Source organism: Roseospira marina (genome assembly GCF_014197855.1).
Lineage (GTDB): Bacteria > Pseudomonadota > Alphaproteobacteria > Rhodospirillales > Rhodospirillaceae > Rhodospira > Rhodospira marina.
Window position 1 is genome coordinate 1 of record NZ_JACIGJ010000057.1, and the last position, 1,136, is coordinate 1,136.

Genomic DNA, 1,136 nt, shown 5'->3' on the forward strand with positions numbered 1-1,136 from the left:
TCTGGATTTTCCTGGGCTTCCAGCCGGGAGCGGCTTTGATCTGCGATGGCTGCGGCGAAGCGGCCGGCGCGGTGCATGACATTGAGTGTCGAGTGGTGCGTGACCTTCCGATTCTTGACGCCACGACCTTCGTGTCGGTCCCGCGGCGCCGGGTCGCGTGCCCCCAGTGCGGTCCACGCCTTGAACGCCTGTCGTGGCTGGAGCGCTATGCCCGGGTGACGACCCGTCTGGCTGAGAGTGTGGGGCGCCTGTGCGCTGTGCTGCCGGTCAAGCATGTCGCCACGTTCTTCGACCTGCACTGGAGCACCGTGAAGGCCATCGACACGCATCGCCTAGAGGTGGCGTTGAACCCGCCTGAGTTTTCAAGCGTCGAAGTGCTGGCGATGGACGAGTTCGCCCTGCGCAAGGGACATCGGTACGCCACCGTCGTCGTCGATCCACGCCGACGACGGGTTCTATGGGTCGGGAAGGGGCGTGGGCGCGAGGATATCCGGCCGTTTTTCGATCTTCTGGGCACCGCCGGATGCCATCGCATCAAGGCCGTGGCCATGGACATGAACGCCGCCTACGCCCGGGAGGTGAAAGCCCGCTGTCCCCATGCCGTGGTCATCTATGACCTGTTCCACGTCATTGCCAAGTACGGCCGTGAGGTCATCGATCGGGTTCGTGTCGACGAGGCGAACCGGCTCCGCCACGACAAAAAAGCACGCAAGGTCGTCAAGACGGCGCGTTGGCTTCTCCTGCGCAATCGCGAAACCATAGTGCGCGAGGAGGATCATGTCCGGCTCGACGAAGTGCTGGCTGCTAATCAATCCCTCATGACGGTCTATGTCCTCAGGGACGAACTCAAGGGCCTGTGGCGAATGTCATCGCCTGAAGCCGCCCGTACCGCTTGGAACGACTGGGTCAGAAAGGCGCGTGACAGCGCCATTCCAGCCCTGATGCGCTTCGCCAAGCGGCTTGAGCCCTACCTTGCAGGCATCGCGGCCGCAACCGTCTGGCGCCTCAACACCAGCGTCCTCGAAGGCATCAACAACCGCATCAAGGTCATCAAGCGGATGGCCTACGGCTTCCGCGATGACGCCTACTTCTTCCTCAAAATCCGCGACGCCTTCCCCGGAATTCCGTCATGAACC

General features: G+C 62.8%; 1 protein-coding gene. It reads left to right on the forward strand.

What is annotated here, in order from left to right:
• Positions 1-1,133, forward strand: a 1,133-nt coding sequence (locus tag GGD82_RS20785; protein ID WP_221240843.1) for an ISL3 family transposase, incomplete at its 5' end; no start/stop codon positions are given.
• Positions 1,134-1,136: the final 3 nt, after the last annotated feature.